The 18,977-nt window shown below is 61.4% G+C and carries 19 protein-coding genes and 1 pseudogene; 11 read left to right on the top strand and 9 right to left on the bottom strand.

Annotation, left to right across the window (positions count from 1 at the left end):
* Position 1 precedes the first annotated feature (1 nt).
* Positions 2-1,174 carry an ABC-three component system protein gene (locus HX899_RS32035; RefSeq protein WP_181294340.1) on the bottom strand — a complete coding sequence of 391 codons (1,173 nt, stop codon included), beginning with the start codon at positions 1,172-1,174 and terminating at the stop codon, positions 2-4.
* Positions 1,175-1,527: 353 nt separating this feature from the next.
* Positions 1,528-2,427 carry an AraC family transcriptional regulator gene (locus tag HX899_RS32030; RefSeq protein ID WP_181294338.1) on the bottom strand — a complete coding sequence of 300 codons (900 nt, stop codon included), beginning with the start codon at positions 2,425-2,427 and terminating at the stop codon, positions 1,528-1,530.
* Between the two features lie 237 nt (positions 2,428-2,664).
* On the opposite strand from HX899_RS32030, the gene HX899_RS32025 reads away from it, so the two are divergent.
* The 10 genes from HX899_RS32025 (at position 2,665) to HX899_RS34875 (ending at position 12,065) form a co-directional block, all read left to right on the top strand.
* A complete protein-coding gene (locus HX899_RS32025; RefSeq protein WP_181294380.1) occupies positions 2,665-4,128 on the top strand; it encodes an aldehyde dehydrogenase in 1,464 nt (487 codons plus the stop codon).
* A 69-nt stretch (positions 4,129-4,197) separates the two neighbouring features.
* Positions 4,198-5,517, top strand: coding sequence for an ABC transporter substrate-binding protein (locus HX899_RS32020; protein ID WP_181294336.1), 1,320 nt, complete (start codon positions 4,198-4,200; stop codon positions 5,515-5,517).
* A gap of 6 nt (positions 5,518-5,523) precedes the next feature.
* Positions 5,524-6,279: an ABC transporter ATP-binding protein gene (locus HX899_RS32015; RefSeq protein WP_017996021.1), complete on the top strand. Its 756-nt coding sequence runs from the start codon at positions 5,524-5,526 to the stop codon at positions 6,277-6,279.
* Positions 6,276-7,004, top strand: coding sequence for an ABC transporter ATP-binding protein (locus HX899_RS32010; RefSeq protein ID WP_181294335.1), 729 nt, complete (start codon positions 6,276-6,278; stop codon positions 7,002-7,004). The genes HX899_RS32015 and HX899_RS32010 overlap by 4 nt, the downstream gene beginning before the upstream one ends.
* Entirely contained in the window at positions 7,001-7,909 is a 909-nt protein-coding gene (locus HX899_RS32005) for a branched-chain amino acid ABC transporter permease (protein WP_181294333.1), read from the top strand. The genes HX899_RS32010 and HX899_RS32005 overlap by 4 nt, the downstream gene beginning before the upstream one ends.
* Positions 7,906-8,931, top strand: a complete 1,026-nt coding sequence (locus HX899_RS32000) for a branched-chain amino acid ABC transporter permease (protein WP_181294332.1) — start codon at positions 7,906-7,908, stop codon at positions 8,929-8,931. Before HX899_RS32005 ends, HX899_RS32000 begins: the two co-directional genes overlap by 4 nt.
* A gap of 40 nt (positions 8,932-8,971) precedes the next feature.
* Entirely contained in the window at positions 8,972-9,757 is a 786-nt protein-coding gene (locus HX899_RS31995; RefSeq protein WP_181294330.1) for a coniferyl-alcohol dehydrogenase, read from the top strand.
* Positions 9,758-9,780: 23 nt separating this feature from the next.
* Entirely contained in the window at positions 9,781-11,226 is a 1,446-nt protein-coding gene (locus HX899_RS31990; RefSeq protein ID WP_181294328.1) for an aldehyde dehydrogenase, read from the top strand.
* Positions 11,227-11,523: 297 nt separating this feature from the next.
* Positions 11,524-11,763, top strand: a complete 240-nt coding sequence (locus HX899_RS31985; protein ID WP_181294327.1) for a type II toxin-antitoxin system ParD family antitoxin — start codon at positions 11,524-11,526, stop codon at positions 11,761-11,763.
* On the top strand, positions 11,760-12,065 hold the full coding sequence (locus tag HX899_RS34875; protein ID WP_348647955.1) for a type II toxin-antitoxin system RelE/ParE family toxin: 306 nt from the start codon (positions 11,760-11,762) through the stop codon (positions 12,063-12,065). The genes HX899_RS31985 and HX899_RS34875 overlap by 4 nt, the downstream gene beginning before the upstream one ends.
* Here the strand turns inward: HX899_RS34875 and HX899_RS31975 are convergent.
* The 7 genes and pseudogenes from HX899_RS31975 to HX899_RS31950 form a co-directional block, all read right to left on the bottom strand.
* A complete protein-coding gene (locus HX899_RS31975; protein ID WP_181294325.1) occupies positions 12,062-13,132 on the bottom strand; it encodes a lipocalin-like domain-containing protein in 1,071 nt (356 codons plus the stop codon). The genes HX899_RS34875 and HX899_RS31975 overlap by 4 nt on opposite strands.
* Complete coding sequence (locus tag HX899_RS31970; protein WP_181294322.1) at positions 13,122-15,524, bottom strand: FtsX-like permease family protein; 2,403 nt, start codon at positions 15,522-15,524, stop codon at positions 13,122-13,124. The genes HX899_RS31975 and HX899_RS31970 overlap by 11 nt, the downstream gene beginning before the upstream one ends.
* Positions 15,521-16,180, bottom strand: a complete 660-nt coding sequence (locus HX899_RS31965; protein ID WP_181294321.1) for an ABC transporter ATP-binding protein — start codon at positions 16,178-16,180, stop codon at positions 15,521-15,523. The genes HX899_RS31970 and HX899_RS31965 overlap by 4 nt, the downstream gene beginning before the upstream one ends.
* Before the next feature lie 164 nt (positions 16,181-16,344).
* Complete coding sequence (locus HX899_RS31960; protein WP_181294319.1) at positions 16,345-16,635, bottom strand: hypothetical protein; 291 nt, start codon at positions 16,633-16,635, stop codon at positions 16,345-16,347.
* On the bottom strand, positions 16,636-16,791 hold the full coding sequence (locus HX899_RS31955) for a hypothetical protein (RefSeq protein ID WP_173863028.1): 156 nt from the start codon (positions 16,789-16,791) through the stop codon (positions 16,636-16,638). It lies immediately after the preceding gene.
* A 536-nt stretch (positions 16,792-17,327) separates the two neighbouring features.
* A pseudogene (locus HX899_RS35365) lies at positions 17,328-17,423 on the bottom strand (LysR family transcriptional regulator); the annotation flags it as partial.
* Positions 17,424-17,500: 77 nt separating this feature from the next.
* Positions 17,501-18,286 (bottom strand): DUF72 domain-containing protein, encoded by a 786-nt coding sequence (locus HX899_RS31950; RefSeq protein ID WP_407073948.1) that lies wholly within the window; start codon positions 18,284-18,286, stop codon positions 17,501-17,503.
* Positions 18,287-18,508: 222 nt separating this feature from the next.
* On the opposite strand from HX899_RS31950, the gene HX899_RS31945 reads away from it, so the two are divergent.
* Positions 18,509-18,799, top strand: a complete 291-nt coding sequence (locus HX899_RS31945; protein WP_181294385.1) for a hypothetical protein — start codon at positions 18,509-18,511, stop codon at positions 18,797-18,799.
* Positions 18,800-18,977: the final 178 nt, after the last annotated feature.

Genomic DNA, 18,977 nt, shown 5'->3' with positions numbered 1-18,977 from the left:
TTCAGTCTCCCCGGAATTCCGGGTCCCACCAGACTAGGTTGTCGTCAGCCAGTCTGTGGTAATGACCGGACGTCATGTAGAGTTCGTCGCAAGGCTGGCCAGCAAGTGCCTCTCGGTGATGGTACGTGGTTTCTGCAAATACATGCTTGCCGCGCTGGGTACGGCTCTTGTCCGAATGATTGAGGCGAACCTGCCGGGTGACATTCTGCCAGCGCTGTTTGAGTCGGCTGCCCCGATCCGTCCATTCTTGAAGGGGAATTTCGCCTTCATTGGCCAGGCGATGTCGCTCTGCGTTGAACTGAACGAAATGCTCGATTGCTTGTAGCACCTCATCGTCGTGAACTTCGATGCGGCCTAGATGGTCGACGAATTGCCGCCCCCTGGCATGTACGACCTGCGCGTCCCCGACCAAGACCTCAGACGAGGGCCTAGGCAAGAATCTGCGGCGAACCATTCTCCTCTCGACTGCGTCGATCTGGCGAAGGCACGCTTCCTTTGTGATTATCCCTGGAGCGCCAACACCCCAGGCGGTTTTCAGCGTTTCGACCACCCAGCCCATGAGTTCGGTCAGAACGGCGTCACGCTCGACATCCGGGCTAATTCCTAGTCGTGTGGCAAGTTCTTGCCGCATGCCATGGTAGTCGAAGTCTTCTACCATCTCGATCCTAGAAGCGAGATCGTGCAAGTTATGGCTCGGCAACGCCATTACATCGTCGATGATTGCCTGAATCTTGGACGGCTCCTTTGGCTTGCGACTCTCGCGCCCAGCCTGCGCAGCATCGTTCATCGCGGTTACGATCGCCGTTGCACGATCGGTTAAGCCAACAGCTGCACGCAGCGCGTCCGCGATCGTGCCGGTTGCTTGGGTGTTCGTCACGAGCAGATAGTGGGAACAAAAGGCACCTGAAGCCCGGAAATCGTTCGTCCAAATCTGAAGCGTCCGCCATAGGTCAAGGCTACGATCGGCGAACATCCCTTTCTCGCCATCGAGCGTGTTCTTGTCTTGCTCACGCGTAGTGGCCTTGCCATTTTTGTGTCGCGAAACGTCATCGACCAGTTCCACGGCCACGGCCTCTCCATGACCGCAATGGCTCAAATGGAAGAGGGCGCGTTCCAATTGCAGGAACACGCCCTGGATCATCGGTTCTGCAGAATGAGCGGATTGCTTTGCCACGATGATCGATATCTCCCCTTCCGAACACGTGTGTCGATTATCTATACTTTCCGAGAAAGTTGTAGCGTTCCGTCCACCGGTCCACAAATATTGCGGTTTTACTCTAGTCCGCGTTGAGGCAGTGTTGTTGCCTGCTACCATTAGACCCCAGCGACGCTAGCCCAAAGACCGAAAGTCAACGCAGATCCGAGGTTCGTCCCAAGGTCAGTCTAATCGCGCCATGCTTTTGGGAGTTCCCAGTTCGGGGTTGAATGACCGAAATGGAGGCGCATTGCAGTCCTACGCCGACTTAGGATTACCTGTCAGCATGATTTGCGATCCAAAACTGGAAGATTCTAGCGTTGATCAATAGCCTAAGGCCAATCGGCATACCCCGAAGACAGCATGCTGTTTTCCGAGCCGGCGGAAGCGCGGGCGATCTCGCGGTAGCCGGCGGGTGAAAGGCCGGTTTTGCGCTTGAAGAAATGGCTGAAATAGGTCGGGTCGCGGAAGCCGAGGCTGTCGGAGATTTCCTGGATATTGCGGGCCGATCGCTCCAATCTCAGCTTTGCCTCCTGCACCACGCGCTCGTGCAGGAGCTGGATCGGCGAGCGGCCGAGCGCCCTATGGCAGGTCGAATGCAGCCGGTCGGCCGTGACGCCCAGCTCCGCGGCGTAATCGCTGATCGGCCGATGCTGGCGGAACCCGGCTTCGACGAGTTGGCGATATCTCTGCAGGATCGATCCCACTTCACCCTGGCCGCGCTGCTCACTTCTCTCGCCATCGGAGCCGCGCCACAGCGCCATCAGAATGAGCCTGATATAGGCGGATGCGACCATCCAGGAGGAGCGGGTGGGATCGCCCAATTCCCGTACGAAGCCCGAAATCAGCGGGCTGATTTCAGTGACCGTCAAGGGATCCAATGCCTCGACCAGCTTGCGCTGCTCGGTGAAGATGCGCAGCGAATAGGATTCCACCTTGTCGCCGATCGCATCGACCATGATCTGCGGCGAAGCCCCGACCAGATGGGCAGCGGTTCCGGCTGATATCGACAGGTCACATCGCGCCTGCGGCGGCAGGAAGGCAAGCAGCGGCCCGTGCAGCGGCCGATGGTCGCCATTGTCGAAATGGAGCTCCCCACTCCCCTCCCCGAGCAGGAGGAAATGGTGGAAATCGGCATAGAGCCCTTTTTGAAAACGGATACGCCGGTGCGACAGCGACGGCCCGTGCCACTCGCCCCTGGCATAGTGATGAATCCCCCCGTCCGTTGCCAAGGTCTCTCCTCCATTCCCGCGTCAAACAATGCTGATATCACCGGATAATTACAATATTAACCCAATAAATCGCATTCCATCCACGCCAGATCGGCGTAACCTTTTCTCATCAGCCTTTGGGAGGAGGCTCTTCAGCAGATGCAGGAATCGTCAGGCGACCCTTGTGGCGCGGCGTCCGCTCGTTTTCTCCCATGGCAACAATGCAGGCGCCGGCACTTGGCGCCAACACGTGACGAATTGGGTGAAACGGTGTTCGCGGCAAAGCTGATGATCAACAACGAGGCGATGGATGCTTCCGAAGGGGCCACCTTCGAACGCATCGATCCGCTGACCGGCGATGTCGCGACGATCGCCTCGGCAGGATCGGTTGCCGACATGGCAAGGGCGGCCAATGCGGCCGCGGCCGCCTTTCCGGATTGGTCGCAAACCGGCCCGGGCGAACGGCGCAGGCTCCTGAATGCCGCCGCCGATATCCTGAATGCGCGCACACCCGAACTCATTGCCGCCATGACCGGGGAAACCGGCGCCACCGCACAATGGGCGGCGATCAATTGCGGGCTCGGGGCGGATATTCTTCGGGAAGCGGCGGCGATGACCACGCAGATATCAGGCGAACTCATTCCGTCAGGCATTCCGGGAAGCCTCGCCATGGCGGTCCGTCAGCCGGCAGGCGTCTGCGTCGGCATTGCGCCCTGGAATGCGCCTATTATCCTCGGCACCCGCGCCGTTGCCATGCCGCTTGCCTGCGGCAATACGGTCATCCTAAAGGCGTCAGAACTCTGCCCGAAGACCCATGGTCTGATCGGCGACGTCCTGCGCGACGCCGGTTTTCCGCGCGGCGTCGTCAACGTCGTCTCCAATGCGCCGAGCGATGCCGCCGCCGTCGTCGACGCCCTAATCGCCCATCCCGCCGTCCGCCGCATCAATTTCACCGGCTCCACCCGTGTCGGCAGGATCATCGCCGAATCCGCGGCAAGACATCTCAAGCGCTGCCTGCTCGAACTCGGCGGCAAGGCGCCTTTCATCGTCCTTGCCGACGCCGATATCGACGAGGCCGTGCGTGCGGCCGCCTTCGGCGCCTTCATGAATCAGGGCCAGATCTGCATGTCGACAGAACGGATCATCCTCATGGACGAGATCGCCGATGGCTTCGTCGGCAAATTCCGGGCGAAAGCCGCAACCCTCGTCGCCGGCAATCCCAAGGACGGCAACACGCCGCTCGGCACGCTGATCAACACTGAGGCCGTCCGGCGCGTCCGGTCGCTCGTCGATGATGCCCTGCAGAAGGGCGCGGTGCTCGTCTGCGGCGGCCAGGCCAACGGCACGCTGATGGATGCGACCGTCATCGATCACGTGACGCCTGCCATGCGCATCTACCGCGAAGAGAGCTTTGGGCCGGTCGCGGCGATCATCCGCGTCGGCAGCGTCGACGAGGCCGTGACGGTTGCCAACGACAACGAATACGGGCTGTCGGCCGCCGTTTTCAGCGCCGACGTCAACGCAGCACTTGCCGTTGCCATGCGGCTTGAATCCGGCATCTGCCACATCAACGAGGCGACAGTTTCCGACGAGCCGCAAATGCCGTTCGGCGGCGTCAAATCAAGCGGCTATGGCCGCTTCGGCGGCAAGGCGGCGATCGATGAATTCACCGAGCTCCGATGGATCACCATGGCCTCGGGAAAACGGCACTATCCGATCTGAATTCCAGATCGGCCGAATGAACAAAGGGAACGGGGCTGGGAGGCCTCATCAAGAGGGAGGAATGATTTCATGAACGGCATTTTCCGCAACGGCAAATTCAACGCGGCATCGCTGAGCCGCCGCTCTTTCATCGCATCGACGGTGGCGGGAAGCGCGGCGCTGGCGCTTTCCGGCCGCACGGCCTTTGCTCAAAGCACCGACACGTTGAAGGTCGGCTTCATCAGCCCGCGCACCGGCCCTCTCGGCGGCTTCGGCGAGACGGACGGCTACGTGCTCGACCTGGCGCGCAAGGCGCTGGAGGGCGGCCTGCAGGCGGGCGGCAAGACCTGGAAGGTGGAGATCCTCGACCAGGACACCCAGTCCGATCCCTCGCGCGCCGGCCAGCTGGCGAAGGACCTGATCAACAACCAGGCGATCGACCTGATGCTCGCCGTCTCGACGCCCGAAACCATCAATCCGGTGGCCGACGCCTGCGAAGCGGCCGGCATTCCCTGCCTCTCGACGGTCATGCCCTGGGAAGCCTGGTATTTCGGCCGCGGCGCCAAGCCGGGCGCGCCCTCGCCGTTCAAGTGGACCTATCATTTCGGCTTCGGCGTCGAAGAGTTCCACAAGGCCTATGTTTCGCAGTGGAACCTGATCGAGACCAACAAGAAGGTCGGCGTCATGTATCCCAACGACGCCGACGGCAATGCGATCCGCGCCCATCTGGCGCCGGCGCTCGCCAAGGAGGGCTTCACCATCGTCAATCCCGGCGCTTATGAAACCGGCACCACCGATTTTACCGCGCAGATCGCTCTCTTCCGGCAGGAGGGCGTGGAGATCTTCAATTCGTTCCCGATACCGCCCGACTTCGCCGCCTTCTGGCGTCAGGCTGCACAGCAGGGCCTCACCCAGCAGATCAAGATCTGCCAGATTGCCAAGACGGGCCTGTTTCCCTCCGACATCGAGGCGCTCGGCGACCTCGGTCTGAACATCGGCAGCGCCGCCTACTGGCACAAGGCCTTCCCCTACAAATCCACGCTGACAGGCGTTTCGGGAACCGAACTCGCCGACGGCTATGAAACCGCCAGCGGCAAGCAGTGGACGCAGCAGCTCGGCGCCAGCCTTGCGCTTCTCGACGCCGGCTTCGATGCGCTGAAGGCCAGCACCGACGTCAAGAGCAAAGAGGCCGTCGCCAAGGCAATCAGCACACTGAAGACCACCACGATCGCCGGCAAGGTCGACTTCACCAGCGGCCCCGTCGCCAACGTTTCTCCCGGACCGATCATCGGCACGCAATGGGTGAAAGCGCCGGAGGGCTCGAAATTCGCGCTCGACTATGTCGTCACCGAAAACGCCACCGACCCCAATGTCCCGGTCGGCGCCAAGCTCACCGCCTATAACGGATAACGAACAGTGCTGCAGCGGGAAGCTCAAAGACGGCCGGGGGGAGCCTTTCTCTCGGCCAAGGGAATCCACAAGCGGTTCGGCGCGCTGGTGGTGCTGGAGAATCTGGACTTTTCCATGGGGGATGGCGAGGCGATCGGCATTGTCGGGCCGAACGGCGCCGGCAAGACGACCCTGCTCAGCGTGCTCGCCGGCGCCTTCCCGCCGAATGAGGGAAGCATCACCTTCGATGGCGTCGACGTCACGCGCCGGACGGCGGCGGAACGCTGCCGCTCCGGGCTCGTCCGGACCCATCAGATTCCCAAGCCCTTCGGCGGCATGACGACCTTCGAAAATGTTTTCGTCGCCGCATCGCACGGCAATGCCGCAAGCCGCGACGAGGCCTATGAGCGCGTGGTGGATTCGCTTTCGCTCTGCGGCATGCTTGGCGTCGCCAACCGCCCTGCCGACACGCTTGGCCTGCTGGACCGCAAACGGCTGGAGCTTGCCCGTGCGCTTGCCACGCAGCCGAGGCTGATGCTGCTCGACGAGATCGGCGGCGGCCTGACCGATGGCGAGGCGAGCGAGCTCGTCGAAACCATCCTCGAATTGCGCCGCCGCGGCATCGGCATCGTCTGGATCGAGCATATCGTTCATATCCTCCTGCAGGTGGCGGAACGGCTGATCTGCATGGACGCCGGCAGGATCATCGCCGATGGCGAACCTAAAATGGTCATGAGCAATGCGGAGGTGGTCAAAGCCTATCTCGGAGGGACACCCGCATGAGCCTTCTTTCCATCCGCGACCTCGACGTCCGCCACGGTCTGCTGCAGGCGGTGCGCGGGGTCAGTTTCGATCTTGCCAAGGGCGAGGTGCTGGCGCTGGTCGGCGCAAATGGCGCCGGCAAGACGACGCTGCTGCGATCGATCGCCGGCGCCCATCTGCCGTCCTCCGGCCACGTCCTCCTCAACGATGAAGATCTGGCCGCCGTGCCCTCCCACAAACGGATCGCCAAGGGCATCGCCCTGGTGCCGGAAGGCCGGCGCCTGTTTTCGCAGATGACGGTGGAGGAAAACCTGCTTCTCGGAAAGAGCTCCGGCCGCAAAGGCGAGTGGAGCATCGACCGCGTCCTCGACGCCTTTCCCAACCTGAAACCCCGCCGTCATGCCAAGACAGGACACCTCTCGGGCGGGGAACAGCAGGCGACCGCCATCGGCCGGGCGTTGATGAGCAATCCCGAAATCCTTCTCCTGGACGAGGTCTCGCTCGGGCTTTCGCCTCTGGTCGTCGATCGCGTCTACGCCCAGCTGCAGGCGCTGCTTACATCGGGAACGACCATCGTGCTCGTCGAACAGGACCTCGGCCGCGCCATGAGCGTGGCAAGCCGTGTCATCTGCATGCTCGAGGGACGCATCGTCCTCGACAGGCCGGCGGCGGCCGCCACGCGCGAACATGTCACCCAAGCCTATTTCGGATTGCACCGGGCGGCCGGCGAAAGGAGCGCATCGTGATCAACACCCTGCTCCAGGGCATTCTGCTGGGCGGTTACTACGCCGTCATCGCCTGCGGCCTGTCCTTCATGTTCTCGGTCATGCGGATCATCAACCTCGCGCATGGCAGCCTGGCGGTCGCGGCCGCCTACGGCCTGTGGCTGCTCGCCGCCAAAGCTGGCATTCCGCCTTTCGCCGGCCTGCTGATCGTGCTGCCAGTCATGGCGGCCGTCGGCTGGCTGCTGCAGCGCTTCATTCTGGAACGCAGCGCCCGCGGCGGCACGCTCCTGCCGATCCTGACGACTTTCGGCCTGTCGATCGTCATCGACAACCTGCTGTTCGAGCAGTTCGGCGCCGACACCCGGTCGCTCGCGCCCTTCATCGGCAACCTGTCCTATGCCTCCTGGCAATTGCCGGGCCACATCTTCGTCGGCAAGCTGGCCGTCCTGATGATGGTGACGGCAGTCCTTATTCTCGGCGGGCTGCAGTTCTTCCTGAGCCGCTTTGCGCTTGGTCGCGCGATCCGCGCCACGGCCGAAGATCCCGATACGGCAGGATTGGTCGGCATCGATGCCCGCAGGGTCAACGCCGTCGCTACCGCAATCACCATGGTCACGGTCGGCATCGCCGGCGCCTTTCTCGGGATGCGGGCAACCTTCAGCGCCTATTCTGGCGGCCCGCAGCTTCTCTTCGCCTTCGAGGCGGCCGTCATCGGCGGTGCAGGATCGTTATGGGGTACGCTTGCCGGCGGCATCGTTCTCGGTCTTGCCCAATCGCTCGGCGCGCAATTGCATCCGCAAGGCTTCCTGATCGGCGGCCATGCCGTGTTCCTGCTGGTGCTTTTCATTCGGCTGTCCCGGTTCGGCATGCCGGTTCTCGACAAACTTGGCGCCTCCCTGCGCACCCGTCTCCGGAGCCCGACATGACCGTTCTCTCCAACGGAATATCGATAGAGCGCTGGACGAAATCGTCGCGGGTGGCGCTTGGCTGCATGGCCGCGGTGCTTGCCCTGCTGATGTTTGCCCCAGCCGTGCTCGGCGCCGGCGCGATCGACCGGATGACGGCCCTGTTCATCTACGTGATCCTTGCCGCCATGTGGAATGCGCTTGCCGGTTTCGGCGGGCTCGTCTCGGTCGGCCAGCAGGTGTTCTTCGGCCTCGGCGCCTATTTCACTATCCGGCTTGCCGATGCGGGGCTCAATCCCTTCGTCGCGCTCTTTGCCGCCGCGATCGTCACTGGCGTCCTGTCGATCCCGCTTTCGCTGTTCATGCTGCGCCTGAAGGGCGGCGAGTTCGCGATCGGCATGTGGGTCGTCGCCACACTCGCCCACCTGCTCGTCAACCTCGACGGCCTGATCCAGGGGGAAACGGGAACCTCGTTGATCTCGCTCAATGTCTATGACAGCGGCACGCGGCGGGCGACGATCTACTGGCTCGCCTTGACGGCCATGGCCGCCCTGCTCGGCGCTCTCTTCATCCTGATGCGCAGCCGCGCAGGCGCTGCCATGCAGGCAATCCGCGACAATGAGGAGGCGGCGACCTCGGTCGGCGTGCGGGTGATAGCAACCAAAAGGCTGCTCTTCGTGCTCGCCGCCTTCGGCATCGCCGTCGCCGGAGGCCTGTGGCTGGCGACCGCCACGACCTTCCAGCCGAAGACCTATTTCAGCGTCCAATGGACGGCCTACATGATCTTCATGGTGCTGGTCGGCGGGATCGGCAAGTTCGAAGGGGCGATCCTCGGCGCCATCCTGTTCTTCGTGATCGAGACCGTCTTCGGCGGAGCCGGCGTCTGGTACCTGATCGGCCTCGGCGCCACCGCCGCGATCTTCTCGCTCTACCTGCCGCGCGGCCTTTGGGGCGAAATCGAGCGCCGCTTCGATTTTCAACTTCTGCCGGTCGGCTACCGGCTGAAATTGCCCGGTCCGCATAAAATCAAATGGGAAGAATGAGCCGGCTTACATCCGGATTCTGTTGCGAAAGGTGACGTTCATGCTTTTTGGTAAAACAATCCTGGTGACCGGCGTGGCTTCCGGCATCGGCGCCCGCACGGCGGAACTGGCCGGCCAGATGGGCGCCGAGGTCATCGGCGTCGATGTGCGCGAGCCGGTGAGTGGAAGTGCCGCCTTCATCAAGGGCGATCTGTCTACTGCATCCGGCGTTGCCGAGATCGTCGCGCAGCTTCCGGTGCGCCTCGACGCGCTCGCCAATGTCGCCGGCCTTTCCGGCAACACCGGTGTCGTCTCGACGCTCGCCGTCAATTTCTACGGCCTTCGCGCCCTGTCCGAAGCCGTTGCACCCCGCCTGCGTGAAGGCGGCGCCGTCGTCAATGTCGCCTCGATCGCCGGCTACGGCTGGCGCGCCAATCTCGAGCGGGCAAAGTCCTTAGTCGCCATTGAAGGCTTTCCCGAGGTGGCGGCGGTTGTGGCCGAGCACGGCCTCAAGGACGAAGAAGGCTATCCGCTCTCCAAGGAACTGCTGCTGCTCTGGACCATGCGCGCCGCCCATCAGGCATTGTTCAAAAACCGCGGCATCCGGGTCAATGCGGTCAGCCCCGGGCCGGTGGAAACGCCGATCCTCAAGCAGTTCCGCGCCGTGCTCGGCGACGCCAGGGTCGACAGCGACATCACCCGCGTCGGCCGGGCCGGCACCTCCGCCGATATCGCGCCTGCCGTGCTCTTCCTCTGCTCGGATGGCGCACGCTGGATCAACGGCGCCAATCTTGCCGTTGACGGCGGCCTCGAAGCTTCCATAAACGCCGAAGTCCTCGGCTTCTAGTTCTTGTCCCAAGGAGACCTCCGATGAATATTTCCCTCCTCATAAACGGCGCCGACCGCGCGGCCTCCGGCGGCCGGACCTATGATCGCATCGATCCCTTCACCGAAAAGCTCGCAAGCCGCGCCGCCGCGGCAGGCCTGGACGACGTTGCCGCAGCCGTTAGTGCCGCCTCCGCTGCCTTCGGCGCCTGGTCGAAGACCGGCCCCGGCCAGCGCCGCGCGGTCCTGATGAAGGCTGCCGATATCATGGATTCCAAAGTCGCCGAGTTTACCCGGCTGATGATCGAGGAGACCGGCTCAACCGCGCCCTGGGCCGGCTTCAATGTCATGCTCGCCGCCAACATCCTGCGCGAGGCCGGCGCCATGACGACGCAGATATCAGGCGAAATCATCCCTTCCGACAAACCCGGCACACTCGCCATGGGTGTTCGCCAGGCCGCGGGCGTCTGCCTGGCGATCGCTCCCTGGAACGCGCCCGTCATCCTCGCCACCCGCGCCATCGCCATGCCGATTGCTTGCGGCAATACCGTCGTCCTCAAGGCATCCGAACAATGCCCCGGCACCCACCGGCTGATTGCCACAGTGCTGACCGAAGCGGGCCTGCCGGCTGGCGTCATCAACGTCCTCACCAACGCGCCGGAGGATGCGCCTGAGATCGTCGCGGCGCTGATTGCCCATCCGGCCGTCAAGCGCGTGAACTTCACCGGATCGACCAAGGTCGGCAAGATCATCGCCGAGACCTGCGGCAGGCATCTCAAACCCGCCCTCCTCGAACTCGGCGGCAAGGCGCCGCTCGTCATCCTCGACGACGCCGATATCGACGGTGCCGTCAACGCCGCCATTTTTGGCGCCTTCATGAACCAGGGCCAGATCTGCATGTCGACGGAACGCATCATCGTCGACGCGGCGATCGCCGATCAGTTCGTCGCCAAACTGGCCGCCCGCGCCAGCCAGCTGCCGGCCGGCGACCCGCGTGGGCACGTCGTTCTCGGCTCGCTGATCAGCCTCGACGCAGCGAAGAAAATGGAAGAGCTGATCGCTGATGCGACGGCCAAGGGTGCAAAACTCGTGGCCGGCGGCAAGCGCTCCGGCACTGTGGTCGAGGCGACGCTGCTCGATCATGTCACGCCCGAGATGCGCGTCTATGCAGAAGAATCCTTCGGTCCGGTGAAGCCGATCATTCGCGTCTCCGGCGAGGAAGAAGCCATCCGCATCGCCAACGACACCGAATACGGCCTGTCCTCCGCCGTCTTCAGCCGGAATGTTCAACGGGCAATGGCGGTTGCGGCGCGGATCGAATCCGGCATCTGCCATATCAATGGCCCGACCGTGCACGACGAGGCGCAAATGCCCTTCGGCGGCGTCAAGGGCAGCGGCTATGGCCGCTTCGGCGGCAAGGCGGCAATCGCCGAATTCACCGATCTGCGCTGGATCACGGTCGAGGATTCCGCCCAGCACTATCCCTTCTGAGCAGGTTTTACAGCGATTGCTTTACGGACAAGATGCGAAAACAGCGGCTGCCTGGTGCGCACTATGCGTGCGCTACGACGGCCGCTCAGGTGATTTCACCTTTTGGGTACGCGTTTTCAAACATCTGGGGACGGAAGAGATTGTGAATTTCCAAAAGCAAAGGCAGGCTTCGCGATGACGCAGTAGGTATCTGAACCTGCGCGTTTAGCTTCGCGAGAGTAGCGCCTGCCTCGGGCGGTAATCTCCACCCGGATTTCCCGCCTTGCCAAATTTTGCCATGCTGGCTATTTTAGCCCAATGAGCACTATGAATATTTCCCTGCCGGATAACCTGAAGCAGTTCGTCGACCAGCAGGTCGCCGGGCGAGGTTATGGTACCGGCAGCGAATACGTCCGCGAGTTGATCCGTCACGACAAAGATCGGCAGCATTTGCGTACTCTCCTGCTTGAGGGTGCTTCATCCGAGACGACCGAGCCGGTTGATGCCGCCTATTTCGATAACCTGCGAACCCGTGCCTCGCGGCAAAGCTCTAGGTGACCGCAAAGTCTATAGTTCCCCGCGAGTCGGCCCGCGGGGATGTCGAGAATGCCGTGGACTATTATGCTCGCGAGGCCGGCGCTCAAGTCGCGATTAGCTTCGTTGATGCGCTGCAGTCGACATTTGGTTTGATCGCAAGGCATCCTGCATCGGGTTCATTGCGCTACGAATGCAGGACGTCTGCAACCACCCCGTGGAGGCCGCCATTGCCGTTCGGACTTCTTCGATGTTGCCATACGGCCTGGCTGGTTCGCACCGTTCGACGGAGGAGCTGTTACCTACATGTGAGACGTAGCAGCTAATAGCCGGTCATTTCAAGATATCCGACACCTGACGCCGAGCCTGTGAAGTTAATCGGCCCCTCCCAATAAGGCATAGAGGTCGCCATCCAGGACTGCTCGTTCAGCGGCTTCGTCGTAATATCAAGTGACTTACCCGGCACGCGTATACGCCACTCTACCGGCATCCGGCGCCCATCGACCGTTGCCTCCCGCGTCGGCTCCAGGTGAACGTCGTCTTTCGACAAAGGCGTCGTCCGTCCGTCCGCGGATATCCAGTTCGCGGAGATGAACCCGTCCTCGTCATCACGAAGCCGAAAAGCCATCAGCTTATCGCCGGAATTCAGATGCAGTGAGAACCAGTCCCAGCCCGTCTGATTGGACGCAAGCGGCTGCGACGACCACTCCCGATCCAGCCAGGCTTTGCCGGTGACCTTGATCGGCGCTCCGAACGTCGTGATCGTTCCCGCCACCTCAAAGAAAGGCTGTGAATAATAGTGGCTCGCCTGTCCGTTCGCCGACTTCACGGAGAAACCGTTGTCTCCCTGAAGAACGAGCGGGCCGTCGGCCTTGAGGTCCAGGGTGTAGCTGAAGTCCGGCCCGCCGGCGGAGACTGAAAGATTGCCAAAGGAGTCCGAGCCGGTTCGCTCGCTACCCTCCATCCGCCAGTCGTCTATCCAAGCCCGAAATGGTGCCGCGGCAACGCCCGCCTGCCCGACGCCTCCCCGCCCCAAGCGCTCTGCGACATACTGATGGTCCTGAGTGGTGATCGCTGCGTGCCCGATCCAGATCTGCGGATCCGCGAAACCTGCCTTGTCTCCCGGAGCCAGCGCAGAGCGAAAGAGCGTCCACTGCGCTCCATATTGCTTGCCATCCCCATCTTTAAGATTGGCGGTCACATACCACCACTCAATGCGATAATCAGGATGAGCGCCGTGATCGGCGGGGAAAGAAAGAACAGAGCCCCGCGCAGGGATCGCAAAACCTTGCGCATCCGATCCCAATCCGGCGAAGCCTTGCGCAAATGTCTGACCGCTTACGCAGATCATAGCCGCCGCTATCAGGACAGAGACCGACTTTCTACCGTTCATTGGCGAAAACCCTCAGCAGGTCCGCAGGATTGATCGAGGCCAAACGCCGAACCGGCACCAGCACCGACAGCAATGCAGCGACGAGAGCAATTGCACCCAGCCAAAGCCAATCCGTTGGAAACACCATCATTGGCAATCGCCAACCAAAGGCCTCCACGTTCACGATCGCAAGGAGGACCCATGCCAGGGCAAGACCGACGGGGATCGCAGCCACAAATGTTGCCAGCCAGAGTGCAAGTGTCCGGGCAACTTCATAGAGCGCCAGATCCCGTCGCCGCACACCCATTGCCCACACCGGAGCGAGCTGAGGAAGCCGAATTCCAGACAGCGTCAGGAGACTTGAGAACATCGCAAATCCTGCCACCGCAAGGGTGAGGACGTTCAACGCGCCCGTCACCTTGAATGTCTGATCGAATATGGCTCTCGATTGCCGCTTAAGCGAAGCCTGGTCAACGATCGCGCTATCTGGCAGACCAAACTCCTCGACCAACTGGCGCTTGAGATCCTGGGCTCGCTCGGGAGTCACTCGGACACCGTAGCGAAGTTTCGAGACATCGGGGTAGTGGTCGACCAGGGTATTGATCCCGACGATCACTTGTCCATTCGGGTTCCCATAGTCCGAGTACACGCCGACCACGGTTGCGCTCCAGCCTCCAGGCATGAACAACGGCTGACCGATCTTTGCTTCGCCGCGACGCCACATCTGTTCATTGATGAGAGCACCCGGCCCGGCGGCGATCTTATCCCAAACGTCATTGTCGGAAGCGATCAAGGGCCAGTGCTCCCGGTAGGTCGAATCGTCCGCGACACCAAAGATCTGGATCTGTTCGCCAAGCACCTCGCCGTCGACGCTCCAGATGGGCAAGAGCGCTCTCGAGCGTTGCGGAAGCCAGACCCTAAGCCGCGCAGCTTCCGCCTCATCCTTGGCAGTAACGTAAAGCTCGGCGGCCAGGCGTTGATCGAGCCATCCGATGAACGTCAGCCGGAAACTGGATACCATCGTGCCAACGCCGATGTTCGCCGACAATGCCAGGAGCAGCGCCATCAAAGCCAGCGACAGGCCGGGAAGCTGTATGCGGGTGTCGGCCCAGAACCATTCCATGAGGGCGCTCCGTGCCAATTGCTGCGCTTTGGTCAGGATGACGGCAAGAAGTCCAGGCAGCATCAGAACTGTTCCAAGAAGCAGGCAGCCAAGTACCGCAAAACCCGCCGCCAGCCCGGACGCAGTAGTCGCCAGGATAGCCGCCAAGATCAGCAGAATTCCACCCGTTCCGGCTTGAAAGGCAAGCGATCTGGCCGACTCTCTTGCCCACGCTCGCGGCTGGGCGGCGTCCAAAATCGGCAGCTTCCAGACCCGCCACAGGCTCTGAGCTGACGAGACAGCGGTTCCTCCAAGAGCAATCGCCAGTCCAGCCAGCCACCACTCCGGCCGAATGGATAGCGAGCCTGACACATTGGCGCCGTAGAGGCCCCTGAGGGTCGCGGCGACACCCGGCATCAGGAGCCATGCAATGACGTAGCCGAGTATGACGCCGATCAAGCCGGATATCAGCGCCAGCATCGAAAGCTCGATCAGGAGCATAGTGGTCAATGCTCGAAGCGAGATACCAAGCGATCTGAGTGTACGAAAAGTGCCTCGACGCTGTTCGAAGGTCAGGCCCGTGGCCGAATACACGATGAAGAGCCCGACGATGAACGAAAGGAAGCCGAAGGCGGTCAAGTTGAGGTGGAAGCTATCTGTGAGGCGAGCGACGTCCGGTTGTTCAGCCGGTTCGCGGATCGTCAATCCCGCCTGATCGATTGCTTCGGCGGAAATCTTTTGATCGGCTGCGACCACCAGGCGGTCAATCTTCCCGTGCCTGTCGAGCAATCGATCAGCGACCGATATGTCGACGAAGGCAGCACCGTCGGGTACATTGCCAGCTATCTTGACGGTCATATCCGTGCTGCCGCGTAGACGCTCGGCAGTCGCGCTCGACACGAGCAACTGTCCGCGGGCTGAAAAGAAGCCGGATAGGTCTGGACTGCTGGCGACGGTCTCGTTCAGGGTGTCCCTTGGCATCGTCAGAGGTTCGATACCAACCAATCTGACCCTTGTGCTTCCGAAGCGGTAGTTGCCCTCGATCACGGGCGAAACATTCAGACCCGCTCGACGCAGGCTGCCATAGACCTCAGTCGCTATGCCGTCACCGTCCTTGGCGACGATCTGCCGGAGGTTGCCTTGCTCCAGAACCGAAGCCGCCCGGGCATAGTTCGCCCTCGCCTCGGCGTTAATAGCCTGAACGCCGGACCAGAGAGCCGTCGCAAGCGCAATCCCCATGACCAGCGTCAGAAGCTGGAGAGGTCTCCGACGCCAGTGTGACAGCAGGGCTGCAAATGCAACGAAATTCATTCGGCAATCTTCCCACCGCGGAGGACCACCGTTCGGTCCAGACGACCTGCAAGCCTCATCGAGTGAGTGACAAGAAGCAGAGCTGATCCCACTGTTCGGGCCAGGCTGAGCATCAGATTGAGGACCGCATCGCCTGTCTGCTCATCCAGGTTGCCCGTTGGCTCGTCCGCAAGGATGAGAGGAGGTCGGGCCGCCAAGGTTCGCCCGATTGCAACGCGCTGCTGTTGCCCTCCGGAAAGCTGCTCGGGATATCGGGCAGTGTGTTCGCGCAGCCCCAACTTCTCGATCAACTGCTTTTCCCAAGCGTGATCGTACCGGTTTGCAAGCTTGGCGTGGAACGAGATGTTGGCTGCGACGCTCAGTGATGGGATGAGGTTAAACTGTTGAAAGATCAGGCCGACCCTCGTTCTCCGGTATCGGGCTCGTTCGTTTTCTGCAAATAGCGCCAGATCGCTGCCATCCATCACGACCGAGCCGCTATCGGCACGGTCGAGCCCGCCTGCCAGATGCAGCAATGTGCTTTTGCCGCTACCGGATTCTCCGGTTAGCGCAACACTTTCGCCCCCAGCGACTTCCAGGTCGATGCCCTTCAGGATCTCGATTGGTCCCTCGGCGGTGGAATAAGATTTTCTGACATCTGAGAGGGCAAGGATCATGTCGGTCCCTCGAGCACGGGCCTTGCAAAATGCAAGGACCCTTTGGTGACCTAGGAACTTTCGAGAGGGATCGCAAGATCCGTGCAACAGCGCAGACAAATCTCTTAAGCGGTCCTAACAACAAACGGTGCGGCCCTTTCATCGCCGGCGTCGGATCCGCCATATCAGTGTAGCGTCGGCCCGACCGGGTATTCGGGGTAACGGCAATGGAACGTCGTGATGAGGTTGACTGCGCGGGCTGCCACATCCTGCGTGAGCGTGATGTCGGTCGTCGCAAGATCGCCTGCTACCGACAGCAAAGCGGTGCCCACCGATCTCATCACCATTTCGAGGGCATCGTCACCTTGCTCGGCGGCCCACCTGGCATTCCGCTCAAGCGTGACAGCGAGCCGCTCGAGGATCGCTTGTCGCTCCGCCGCGAGGAGTTCATAAAAAAATGGGCCAACGACTGACATCTACCACCCCTCCTCAGCGCTTTGCATGATGGTCGCCGCAGTCGCCTCCGCCGCGCACAGAGACCGCCCGGCACCGGGCGACCTCTCGATGCGGCTCTTCGTGGTGTGGCGCAGGTAGCGTTTGCCGCTACGGGTATCGATAGAATTTCGTTTCAACGAAGTTGTCTCCTTTGATTGGAAAGGTGAAACGTTCGAGCTTCCGGAATCGTTGCGTACGGTCGCAGACGTTGCCTCTTTAGGCTGTTCTGGGTACGCGCGGAGACAGTCCTTCGTGTTCCATCGGCCGGCCGCATGAGAGAAGGAGCTTGCGCGCTCCGCGCCACCGGCTCAACCGCTCCGCGCGTCCCGATTGAAGATAAGGCTGAGGATGATGGCGGCGAGGAACTTGAGATCGGCTTTTTCGAACGCCAAGTTCAATTAGAAGAGTCCCTTCATGAACCGCGCAGATTCTTCCTTCGGGCCGAGGGCAAGCCTCTTCAAACAATGAGCATACCAGGCGAAGGCGCGTCCGCGCCGGCGCCAGTTCGCGCACAGCTTGACCGGTTAAAAGGGCAGCCGCAGGAGGGTTAGCAAAGCGCCGCTCGGAACGAGCGGAACCCGGGACCGACTGCCCCCGGCAAGCTGTTCCGCATGAGGCGGCGCCCGCGCTGCCCCTCACCTCACCCTGCCCGGCCGCGGTCCCCCTCCTCGCCTCACCTGCCTGTTCGCGCCAATGACCGTGCGATATCGATCATGTCGTCGCGCGAGGCGGTCGTATGCTCCTTGTTCCAGGTGACCAGCCCGATCCTCAGGGTCTGTTCCCTTGTCTATGGTCGATTAGAAGCCGGTGCGGCCAAGCAGACCGCCTGATCCTGGCGGCTGCGCCCTACGTGGCTGGTATCTTCATTAGCTCCGACAACCGGCTGGCATTCTTGATCGAATGTCCGTCGCGATCGTTGTTGAAGTAGACCCACACGGTCTTCGCCGAGCTTTGCCGAATGCGCTCGACCCACACGAGCAGTTCCGCATCGCTGTAATCGTGGCGATACCATTGCCTAGTCCCGTGGAACCGAACGTAAATGTCATCGGCAGTCCGAACAAGCTCATCCGGCAACCGGGGGCCGCTGCAAGAGCAGAAGATCGCCCCAGCGGCTGTAAAGGCTTCGAAGACCTCGTCAGTCCACCAACTCTTGTGGCGAAATTCGACAACGTTCCTGTGGCGCGGGTCGAGCTGCGATAAAATGGATTGCAGCATTTCCGAAGTGTAGTGCACGCTCGGCGGCAGCTGGAAGAGAAAGCAGCCCATCTGCGGGCCGAGAAGGCCGGCGATATAGCCGAAATCCTCGATCAGACTTTTCGTGTCCTCGAACCGCTTGATATGGGTTATCAGCTCGCAGACCTTGATCGTATAGACGAAGCCTGGGTCTGCCTGGCGGATCCAGGTCTTCACCGCTCCGATTGTCGGCCACGAATAAAATGGAGCGTTGAGCTCTACCGTTTCGAAGTGATCCTGATAGATTCGGAAATATTGGTTCGACGGGATATCCGCAGGATAGAACTGCCCCTTCCAATGCCAATAGTACCAACCCGAACACCCGATATGGATGCGGCCAGCCAGTCGATCCTCGGTCGGGTTGTTGGCCTGCGAGTCGCCAATCCGGACCTGATGCATTTTGGCGGACCGATCGACATTGGCATCGCGCTGCCTTTGCCGGCGTTCAGCGCGGCGTGCCCGGCGGGCTGCGATTTCTTCGGCATTGCGCTCCGCCAATCGGTTCCCTCCGTCCCGCCGTCAACTTTACCTGCAACGTCACACATGTTGCCCTGGTTTACTGTTCGGCGATCACCATGTTGACATGGCCAAGGTGGGTCTCGAGGCTCGGAAGTGTCTCCTATGGCGAAGCCGACCTGCGAAATCTCTCCCTTCAGTTCGGCTGCAAACTGTCAGGGCTGCTGTTTGTTCCACCATAGCAGCGGTCAGCAAAGCCATAATAACCAGGGCGCGAAATCTTTGTCATCGACGTCGACGGGCCGCGAGGACAATTCACGTGGCACCCAAGGCGGTTCGCATGACCAGCACGTGAAGGCTGGCAGCAAAGCCATAAAAATAGCCACTGAGGCTAAACATCATTCTGGGCTGGCCCGCGCACCGGCGCAGGCTTTTCATTTGGGCGCAACTGCGTAAGGGCGAGGCGATGGAGTTCTACGATCGGCACCCCCCGCTTTCGTACTATAACAGTGGGTATCTGGGTTTAAGCTCCTCCTTCGTTCCGACAGGGCCACGCGTTATCGCAAGACAAAGCTCTTGTTCAAGTTCAGCGCTCTTGTGGGACTTCGAGATCAAAATCGAGTGCTTAGCCAAC

Origin of the sequence: Rhizobium sp. WYCCWR 11146 (assembly GCF_013591995.1) — a bacterium.
GTDB classification, from domain to species: domain Bacteria; phylum Pseudomonadota; class Alphaproteobacteria; order Rhizobiales; family Rhizobiaceae; genus Rhizobium; species Rhizobium indicum.
This window is presented reverse-complemented; position numbering and strand designations above follow the sequence as displayed.